The 8,629-nt window shown below is 34.3% G+C and carries 10 protein-coding genes; 8 read left to right on the top strand and 2 right to left on the bottom strand.

What is annotated here, in order from left to right:
- The coding region (locus CBG10_RS11505; protein WP_225361756.1) for a hypothetical protein at positions 1–222 on the top strand (222 nt) is incomplete at its 5' end.
- Between the two features lie 234 nt (positions 223–456).
- On the opposite strand, the gene CBG10_RS06630 is transcribed toward CBG10_RS11505, so the two are convergent.
- Positions 457–948, bottom strand: coding sequence for a hypothetical protein (locus CBG10_RS06630; RefSeq protein ID WP_094502385.1), 492 nt, complete (start codon positions 946–948; stop codon positions 457–459).
- Positions 949–1,194: 246 nt separating this feature from the next.
- On the opposite strand from CBG10_RS06630, the gene spxA reads away from it, so the two are divergent.
- From spxA to CBG10_RS06610, 4 genes are all read left to right on the top strand, one after another.
- A complete protein-coding gene (gene spxA, locus CBG10_RS06625; protein ID WP_003665672.1) occupies positions 1,195–1,596 on the top strand; it encodes a transcriptional regulator SpxA in 402 nt (133 codons plus the stop codon).
- 125 nt (positions 1,597–1,721) lie between these two features.
- Entirely contained in the window at positions 1,722–2,393 is a 672-nt protein-coding gene (locus CBG10_RS06620; RefSeq protein ID WP_094509271.1) for an adaptor protein MecA, read from the top strand.
- 82 nt (positions 2,394–2,475) lie between these two features.
- Positions 2,476–3,510 carry a competence protein CoiA gene (locus CBG10_RS06615; protein ID WP_035151230.1) on the top strand — a complete coding sequence of 345 codons (1,035 nt, stop codon included), beginning with the start codon at positions 2,476–2,478 and terminating at the stop codon, positions 3,508–3,510.
- Position 3,511: 1 nt separating this feature from the next.
- On the top strand, positions 3,512–4,888 hold the full coding sequence (locus tag CBG10_RS06610) for a C69 family dipeptidase (protein WP_094512087.1): 1,377 nt from the start codon (positions 3,512–3,514) through the stop codon (positions 4,886–4,888).
- 70 nt (positions 4,889–4,958) lie between these two features.
- On the opposite strand, the gene CBG10_RS06605 is transcribed toward CBG10_RS06610, so the two are convergent.
- Complete coding sequence (locus CBG10_RS06605) at positions 4,959–5,597, bottom strand: DsbA family protein (RefSeq protein ID WP_094512085.1); 639 nt, start codon at positions 5,595–5,597, stop codon at positions 4,959–4,961.
- A 164-nt stretch (positions 5,598–5,761) separates the two neighbouring features.
- Here CBG10_RS06605 and CBG10_RS06600 point away from each other — a divergent pair, with 164 nt between their 5' ends.
- Genes CBG10_RS06600 through CBG10_RS06590 form a run of 3 tightly spaced genes read left to right on the top strand, consistent with a single transcriptional unit; the run spans position 5,762 to position 8,136 of the window.
- Positions 5,762–6,415 (top strand): GTP pyrophosphokinase, encoded by a 654-nt coding sequence (locus CBG10_RS06600; RefSeq protein ID WP_019251188.1) that lies wholly within the window; start codon positions 5,762–5,764, stop codon positions 6,413–6,415.
- A 3-nt stretch (positions 6,416–6,418) separates the two neighbouring features.
- On the top strand, positions 6,419–7,231 hold the full coding sequence (locus CBG10_RS06595; RefSeq protein ID WP_019251189.1) for an NAD kinase: 813 nt from the start codon (positions 6,419–6,421) through the stop codon (positions 7,229–7,231).
- Positions 7,231–8,136 carry an RluA family pseudouridine synthase gene (locus CBG10_RS06590; RefSeq protein WP_094509277.1) on the top strand — a complete coding sequence of 302 codons (906 nt, stop codon included), beginning with the start codon at positions 7,231–7,233 and terminating at the stop codon, positions 8,134–8,136. Before CBG10_RS06595 ends, CBG10_RS06590 begins: the two co-directional genes overlap by 1 nt.
- Positions 8,137–8,629 lie beyond the last annotated feature (493 nt).

Below are 8,629 nucleotides of genomic sequence, written 5' to 3'. Positions count from 1 at the left end.
TTATGTATGACAGAACAAAATGAAATTATTACCCCGGTTTTCAAAAATAAAGCAAGTGATTTTAAGAAGCATGTTTTTACGGCACGCCCTGCCGTAAAAATCAATGTAAATGAAGTCGAATTAACTATTTTTAAGGGAACTAATTCTATTTTGGCTTCAGATATCGAAAGTGGTTATTCGCTATGCTCGTTAATTGGTATAGTCCAGATCAAATCTATTTAGATTGCGGAAAAACCGACATACGAAAGAAAGGGCATTTATGGGCTCACAATGGTGATTGTCAAGAACTATGGATTAGAATTATATAACAATTCACTTTTCCTATTTTGCAGTGGACGTAATGTAAGCACTGGGTTGAAAAAATAGGACCATGAGTTACTGAAATTGATAATTCATGGTCCTATTATAAGGGATCAGTTAATTAGCATTGGTAAATCCCCTTATGTTATCTACTTATTAAAAAATGGGTTTGTAAATCTCATCATAATAGCTATTGTCTGATCCCATACTGGTAAAGTTCTTTAAAGATGTAAAAGTTTCACTTTCCTTCCATGCAGTTAAGCTTTCAAAATCAGCCCAAGCAGTCAGTAAAACTAAAGTAGTAGCTTCCGCTTTATTATCAACGCTAAGCATATACCCACCATTCATGTTAGCTGGTTCAGTTAATACCTTTTGAAGTGTATTATAAAGAAGTTTTTGCCGATCACCGTTTACTTGAAATGATTGGTAGTAAAACATTCCATTTAATTGGGCATTTAGTGTTGAGTCAAGAGTTGTTAATTTTACTGGTGACTGAAAAATAGTATCTTTTCCAGAAAGATCAAATAATGCTAATTTCCTTGTGTGAGTAGTTGTCTGCATTAATTTGAAATGACGTTCAGGATATTTATCAATAATTGATTGTAAAATTTGTCGTGAACCAAATGTTAAGCTAATTTTTGTTAACATATTAATTCCTCCTCAGAAGTTAGTAGTCATACTTATTATAGTACAACTTAATGCAAAATAATTAAATTGTAAATTTTATCGACTTTATTTTTGATAAGGAAAAAGGGCAAGTATAATAGTAAGTAAGCTTATAAAAAGTCAATAAATTTTGTTATATGACTTTAATATTAATTGAATAGAAGGTATAATGAATAATGTATTAATGAATGTTCTAGTTTAACTTAATAAAGGAGGCCACTAAATAAAATGGTTACACTATATACGTCTCCAAGTTGCACGTCTTGTCGTAAAGCACGTGCCTGGCTAAAAGAACATGATATTGCTTTTAAGGAACGGAATATTTTTTCTGAACCATTGTCTTTAAATGAAATCAAGAATATTTTACGGATGACTGAAGATGGTACTGAAGATATTATTTCAAAGCGGTCTAAAGCTTACCAAAAGTTGAGTGTAGATCTTAATGATTTGTCGATGAAGGATCTGTTTAAGTTAATTAGTAAAAATCCAGGATTATTACGACGTCCTATTGTTATTGATGATAAACGGCTTCAAGTAGGTTACAATGAAGACGAAATCCGTCGCTTCTTACCTCGAAAGGTTCGTGAACTTGAACTAGTAGAAGCTCAAGAAAAAGCAAATATGATTTAACTGATAGAATATGGAAAGTGAGATGCTTTCCTTTTTTTATTCTTTTAACCGAGTAACTTTACTTTTAAGCGAAAATCCTTACAATAGAAGTAACATCTAGTTTTGGTAAAAGGAGGTGCTGCTCAATGGAGATGGAACGCATTAATGAAAATACTATTCGCGTTTTGGTAGATAATGATGATTTATCTGCTCGGGGTATCACCATTTTAGACTTACTTGGTGATCATCAGCAAATTGAGGATTTCTTTTATAGTATCCTGAAAGAAGTAGATACTGATCACCAATTCCAAAACAACGATGCGGTTACTTTTCAGGTGATGCCCACTAATAATGGCTTAGAATTATTTATTAGTAAAAATGATTCTAATTTTGTTGGGAATGAACAGCATGGACCAATTAATGACCAGGTGTCCAAATATATTAAGCAACATTTGATTCAAAAAAATAGTTCGAATCAAGATCAAAGAAAAACAGCGATTAATGATTCAGAAGATAATGCGATTCAACACACTAACTGGCAAGTAATTACATTTGATTCTTTTGAAGATTTGATTGATTTTGCGAAAATTGCTGAGAGTGATGATGTTTCATCATATTTATATAAGTACAACGATTTGTATTATTTAGCAATTGCTTATTCTGATTCTATTTTGAACAGTAATGATGTTAAAGATCAACTTGCTCTTGCTTATGAATATGGAAACCCTACGGCAACAACGGTTGATTTTCTAAGTGAACATGGAAAGAAAATAATGTCAGTATCTGCCTTACATTTAATTCGACACTATTTTGAATAAGCTACGTTTGAGTTCATACTCAACGTAGCTTTTTTCGTGCAAAATTGATTAATTTCCGTATATAAATATATAGGGGGATTAAATGTTAATTGCAGTTCATAATGATCAATTAGTGTTGGCTGAAAACGCAAAAAGCGATATGGCATATTATTGTCCAGGATGCGGACAGGGAGTAATTTTGCGACGAGGAAAGCATAAGATTACTCACTATGCTCATAAGAGGGGAAATAATTGTGGCTTTAGTGAAGGTGAAACATTAGAACATTTAAAAGGAAAAAAGCAGATTTACCAATGGGCGCAAAAACATCATTGGAATCCACAATTAGAAGTCTATTTTCCAACAATTGCCCAACGCCCAGATATTCTTTTAGAAATTAACGGACAAACTGTAGCAGTTGAATTTCAATGCAGTCCCTTAAGTCTTGAAAGGTTGTTAGCACGTAATGAGGGATATCGTCAGTTAAAAATCCCGGTTTGGTGGATATTAGGATCACCTTATTTGCGTAACTTGAGAAATAAAAAAATCGTTCAGTTTACGCAAATTTTTAGGAAACAATTTGTTCTCCTATTTTGGGATGTGAAAAGGGCGCAATTAGTTATTAATCAGAAATATCGGCGTTGTTCTTATAGCCGGTTAAAGTATGATAAAAAAACTATTTTAATGGAGCAGATTGAAATGTTAAAAAAGAAACAGTATCATTTTCCGAGTAAAGAAATAAGAGAACTATCATTAACCACTTTAAAACTTACTGGACATGCTTTATCTGAGTGCCCGTTGGTATGCCATGATCTCATTGCAAGTTGGCCGGGAATGTCTATTCCAATGATTATCTGGCGAATTGGTGTAATATTAGAGATAGAGAAATTCCCCTTATTTTATTCTTGGGGAGATAAGGAATGGAAAAGCTTATTAATGAAGGTAAACAAAAGCGATTGGTTATTTCCTGGTTGTTTACCTCCAGAAACAATTCGCAATATTATTATCAACCAATATACAAACGAATTAATTGCCTTTAAAGTAATTTGCAGAAAGGATAATCATCTTATTTTAATTCATCGTCCAAGATGGTTTAATGATTCACAGTTAAAACTACAGCTGGTTAAAAGGAGATCATAATATGCAACACACATGTACAATGTTTTTAGCAGGAAAGAATGCAACGATTGACGGGTCAACTATAGTTTGTCGTGAGGAAGATTATGGTAATGCATTTGATCCTCAAAGATTTGTATTAGTAAAACCAGAAAGACAGCCACGTAAATATCAAAGCAAAACAACTGACTTTAAAATTGATTTACCAGTTCCTAAGCTAAAATATACTTCTACGCCTGATGCTGACGATAAAGATGGAATTTTTGGTGCGGGCGGTATCAATGGTGTAAATGTTGCGGTGAGTGCGACTGAAACTATTACTACTAATGCCCGGATATTAGCAATAGATCCTTATAACACCTTATCGGGAATTGGCGAAGAAGATTTTGTAACATTAGTCCTTCCTTATATTAAGAGTGCTCAAGATGGTGTTAAGAAACTAGGAAGTTTATTAGAAAAGTATGGTACTTATGAGGCTAATGCGATAGCTTTTAGTGATAATAATGAAGTGTGGTATATGGAAACGATTGGCGGTCATCATTGGGCAGCTGTTAAAATTCCCGACAATGCCTATGTGATTGCTCCTAATCGATTTAATATTACTAATTTTGATTTTGATAGTCCCAACACAATGAGTTCACCAAATTTGAAACAGTGGATTGATCAAAATAAGTTGAATCCTAGCGAAGACGAATACAATTTACGACATATTTGTGGAAGTGCAACTGCTACTGATACTGTCTATAACAACCCACGAGCATGGTATGTTCAGCAGCAACTAGGGACGATAAATGCTAATCCACAAAGTAATAACCTTCCATTCATCTGTTATGCAAAAGAAAAGCTTACTGTAACTATGATCAAGAAGTTAATGAGTTCTCATTATCAAGGGACAGCTTTTGATCCGTATCATTTAGAAAGAGATAAAGCCCCATTTAGGTCAATTGCACTAAACCGAAACTTAGAATTACACATTCTCCAAATACGTAATAATGTTCCGGCAAGTATTGCTGGTGTTCATTGGTTAGCATTTGGTCCTAATACTTTTAATGCAGTGGTTCCCTTTTATGCAAATATTGACGATACACCAATCCCTTATCGAAACACTAGTACTGAATATTCAATAGACGATATGTATTGGCTCACCCATACAATCTCTGCGCTTGGGGACCAAAATTATCGGCAAGCACAGAGTATTGAAGAAAACTTTGAATTGCAAGTAATGGCAAAAACAATGAATATTCAAAATAATACGGATAAGGAAATAGCAGAACACCAGGATGTGAGTGCATTTTTAACTACAATCAATAATCAGATGGCCGAAATTGCGGTAGCTGAGAGTAAGAAATTGCTGGGGAAGCTAGTTAAACTTGCATTTTCAAAAGAACGATTGCAATTCTAGATCGAAAATAAAAAAGAGGTTGGATAGATGGTGCAATAATGAAAGACCAACTTTTCCAATCTCTTTTTTATTAATTATTGTTTTGTATAATTTGAAGCTTTGGCGGACGATATTGGTTCACAAATTCATCTAAGGATGCAGATCGAGCCAATTTTCCGCTTTTAAATGCGTTTATTAAAGTATTATAGTCAAAATTTGGAATCATTAGGCCGTAATCAGAATCTTCGGTGTTAAAAACGACTGCGGTAGCCGTTTCTGATACGCCTAGATCACTTGCGATTTTTTGATCTTGACGGAAAGCCTGCTTAGCAAGTTGACTTTGCCGATCCTCAAAAAACATTTCTAAGTCAAGGTGTGAATCATGTGCAATTTTATTAATTAATTCATCGTTGTAATCCAAGCCTTGGTTAATCAGTGCGGATTGTAATTGTAATAGATAATGCCGTCCACGTTTTCGTCCTTGGAAGAGGGCTGCTTTATAATCTAATATTACTTGGTTAAGAGTTTTTGATACTTGTTGTCTTATAGAAAGATCATGGGGATTAAGATGATAATATTTAAGTGTATTATCGATCGTTTTCATATTGAATAGTGGTACAAATTGATAACTAACTTTTGTATTTAAATCACGATCAATTTTTAACACGTCTTTTTCACACCGTAAACAGCGCATTCCTAATGGATTCACAAAAAGATGAAGTTCGAGCATAATTAACCCCTCCGATCATTTGTATACTCAAAATCCTAATCCTGTGAACATAATTATTTTTGCAAATATCTAACTATTTGTAAAGAATTTAGTTTTAAGATAATTACAAGAGTTATTATTATAAATGTGCTAAAATATACGGAGATTTAACAGGAGGCTGAATTATGATTGAAGATTGGCAGCATTTTTTATTGCCATATCAGCAGGCCGTAAATGAACTAAAAGTCAAATTGCGGGGGATGCGAAAGCAATTTCAAGACCAAACGCAACATTCTCCGATTGAATTTGTAACTGGACGAGTAAAGCCAGTTGATAGTATTAAAGAAAAAATGATTAGACGACATGTGCAAGAGGACCGCCTTGAGCAAGATATGCAAGATATTGCCGGTTTGCGGATCATGTGTCAATTTGTAGAAGACATTTATAAGGTAGTTGACTTATTACGGCAGCGAAGTGATATGACTATTTTAGAGGAACGTGATTATGTCACCAACGTTAAACCAAGTGGATATCGTTCCTATCATATTGTTATTGAATATCCGGTCCAATTGATTACTGGAGAAAAAAGAATATTAGCTGAAATTCAAGTGCGAACCCTTGCGATGAACTTTTGGGCAACGGTAGAACATTCCTTAAATTATAAATATCAAGGTGAGTTTCCTGAGGAGCTATCTGCAAGGTTGCAAAGAGCCGCAGAGGCAGCGTTTAAGCTTGATAATGAAATGTCAGAGATTCGAGAAGAAATAAAGGAAGCACAGACACTGTTTTCTAAGCGGAGGTCAACTAATTCTATTAATGAAGATGAATTAAAGGAGTAAGTTATGAGAATTGGAATATATAATAATGAAACAGCAGAATCTCAACGGGTGACAAAGGTTTTAAAAACCGAGATGAAGCGGGCAGGCTTAACTTACGTCGAAAAAGATCCAGAAGTCGTAATAACAATTGGCGGAGATGGAACTTTATTATCGGCTTTTCACCATTATCAAAAAGAGTTAAATAACATTCGCTTTGTTGGAATTCATACTGGTCACTTAGGCTTTTATACGGACTGGCGGAGCTTTGAAATTGATGATCTAGTTGATAGTTTAGTAAAAGATAGTGGCCAGGCGGTTTCATACCCGTTACTCGATATGAAAGCTACTTATTCTGATGGACAGACAGAGAATTATATTGCACTTAATGAATCAACAATTCGGAATGTTACACGAACAATGGTATGTGATGTTTTTATTAATAACCACTTATTTGAAAACTTTCGTGGGGATGGTTTATGTATCTCAACTCCAACCGGTTCTACTGCTTATAACAAATCTGTCGGCGGAGCTATTGTCGATCCAAATAGTGTTGGCTTTCAGTTAGCAGAAATGGCTTCACTTAACAACCGGGTTTTCCGGACACTAGGCTCACCGATTATTTTTGGTGCTGATGCTGAGTTAATTTTGCGTTTGCGTGATGAAAATGGGCATGTGCTTACATGCGATCGTGATCAATGGATGCTTAAAAGCGAGAAGGAGCGGTACCTAACTGAATTATCTTATAGAGTTTCTAAGCAACGAATATATTTTGCTCAATATCGGCATAATAATTTCTGGAATCGAGTAAAAGATTCATTTATTGGTGGAGTGCATTAATGGAATTCAATTGGATATATGATCATCGCACACCACGGAAATTACGATCGGCATTAAAAATGTATGGAGTTTCTTCTTCGTTATTAAAAGTAGCCATATATCATGGAGGAAAAATGCAAATAAATGGGGTAGATAAGTGGGCAGTTGATACTGTTAATTACCACGATAAAGTAACATTAATTCTCCCTCCAGAACCTGCTAATGATAATGTGGATGTCAGTGAGGCACCTATCGATATTATTTATGAAGATCAAGACTTTTTAATAATGAATAAGCCGGCAGGAGTAGCGACAGTTCCGGCTCATAATGTTCCGGTGGCCGATAGTTTGGTGAATCGGGTAAAAGGCTACTATAAGCGCCAAGATTATGAAAATCAGGTTACCCATGTTGCGACACGTTTAGACCGCGATACCAGCGGCTTAGTTGTTTTTCCTAAACACCGATTTGCTCATGCTGTCCTAGATGAACAATTAAAAAAACATTTAGTTAAGAAAAACTATCTTGCTCTAATTAAAGGAAAAGTTCCTGCAGAGCATGGTTATATTGATGCGCCGATTCAACGCGACCCTAATTCATTTGTAAAAAGAATGGTAGGGAAGGAAGGGAAGGCATCTGTAACTGAATACTGGTGCCAAGAATGTAATGTTCAAGCAAGCCTTATCAAAATTAGGCTACATACAGGTCGGACACACCAAATTCGCGTTCATTTTGCTAGTCTTGGTTTTCCGTTAATTGGCGATAAAATGTATGGTGAAGAATCGGGATTAATTGCTAGACAGGCACTCCATTGTTATTGGCTAAGCTTTTATAGTCCATTTAAAGGTGAAAATATTACTGTTTCGGCACCATTGCCAAGTGATTTCAAAAACGCTAAAGATGATCTTTTAAGTGCAAAAGAATATTAGTAATTGAATTAATTAGTAGAAAATTACCAGAAGATAAAATTAATTTACTTACTGGTAATTTTTTATAAAAAAGGTATTGCAAATAATAGAAATATAGGGTAAAATATAGTTCCTGTCATCGATAAGATATGAACAAATGATCATATCTATTAAGATTATTAAAAGTAAATATGGTTGTGGAGTCAATAACTTTTTGAAAGAATCAAAAAAACTATTGACATTGACTTGATGACGTGATATATTAATGAAGTTGCTGATTGAGTTATCAATCAAAAGAAATTTAAAATTAATTAAAATTTCTTCTTGACAAGCTAATCTGATATATGCTAAAATAAATATGTTGATTAGCTGCTTGATTAGTCAACAGGTAGACCTTTGAAAACTGAACAAAGTTTCGACGAATCAAATGTGTAGGGTCTTCAATCACGATGTGATTTGAAGCAAAACATTTGCGAAGTCAATCCGCTTAATAACAAAGATAATTGAGAGCTAT

The organism is Limosilactobacillus reuteri (assembly GCF_002254085.1).
GTDB classification, from domain to species: domain Bacteria; phylum Bacillota; class Bacilli; order Lactobacillales; family Lactobacillaceae; genus Limosilactobacillus; species Limosilactobacillus reuteri_K.
Note: the sequence above shows the minus strand (reverse complement) of the source record. Positions and strands in the feature narration are given on the sequence as shown.

Coding starts and splice junctions, on each gene's coding strand:
- CBG10_RS06630 (WP_094502385.1), bottom strand. CDS start 948: ATGTTAACAAAAATTAGCTTAACATTTGGTTCACGACAAATTTTACAA.
- spxA (WP_003665672.1), top strand. CDS start 1,195: ATGGTTACACTATATACGTCTCCAAGTTGCACGTCTTGTCGTAAAGCA.
- CBG10_RS06620 (WP_094509271.1), top strand. CDS start 1,722: ATGGAGATGGAACGCATTAATGAAAATACTATTCGCGTTTTGGTAGAT.
- CBG10_RS06615 (WP_035151230.1), top strand. CDS start 2,476: ATGTTAATTGCAGTTCATAATGATCAATTAGTGTTGGCTGAAAACGCA.
- CBG10_RS06610 (WP_094512087.1), top strand. CDS start 3,512: ATGCAACACACATGTACAATGTTTTTAGCAGGAAAGAATGCAACGATT.
- CBG10_RS06605 (WP_094512085.1), bottom strand. CDS start 5,597: ATGCTCGAACTTCATCTTTTTGTGAATCCATTAGGAATGCGCTGTTTA.
- CBG10_RS06600 (WP_019251188.1), top strand. CDS start 5,762: ATGATTGAAGATTGGCAGCATTTTTTATTGCCATATCAGCAGGCCGTA.
- CBG10_RS06595 (WP_019251189.1), top strand. CDS start 6,419: ATGAGAATTGGAATATATAATAATGAAACAGCAGAATCTCAACGGGTG.
- CBG10_RS06590 (WP_094509277.1), top strand. CDS start 7,231: ATGGAATTCAATTGGATATATGATCATCGCACACCACGGAAATTACGA.